Origin of the sequence: Streptomyces shenzhenensis (genome assembly GCF_021462265.1) — a bacterium.
GTDB lineage: Bacteria > Actinomycetota > Actinomycetes > Streptomycetales > Streptomycetaceae > Streptomyces > Streptomyces shenzhenensis.
Genome location: NZ_JAJONF010000206.1, coordinates 1 through 429, shown reverse-complemented (window position 1 = coordinate 429; position 429 = coordinate 1). Strand labels below are relative to the sequence as shown.

1 protein-coding gene is annotated in these 429 nt (G+C 68.3%); it reads right to left on the bottom strand.

Annotated features, from left to right (window positions below):
• The coding region (locus tag LQ326_RS47480; RefSeq protein ID WP_234545419.1) for an AMP-binding protein at positions 1-429 on the bottom strand (429 nt) is incomplete at both ends.

The following is a 429-nucleotide window of genomic DNA, read 5'->3' as shown; positions in this document are numbered from 1 at the left end:
ACGGCATAACCCACCAGACGGCCCTCTCGCACCACCGCAACCGCCTGCTCAACCCCCAGGTGCGCAGCGAGAACCGCCTCGACCTCGCCAAGCTCAACCCGGAACCCGCGGATCTTCACCTGCTCATCCACACGCCCCACGAACTCCAGCTGCCCGTCGGTCGTCCAGCGCACCAGGTCGCCCGTGCGATACATCCGCCCATCACCGTCGCCGAAGGGGCACGCCACGAACCGCTCCGCCGTCAGACCCGCACGGCCCACATAACCCCTCGCCAGACCGTCACCCGCGACATACAACTCACCGGTGACACCGGCGGGAACCGGCCGCAGATAGGCGTCGAGGACGTAGGTACGGACGTTGGGCAGCGGACGACCGATCGCCGGCGCCACATCCTCGCCGGTGATCCCCTCCTCCAGCAGAACCGCGGTA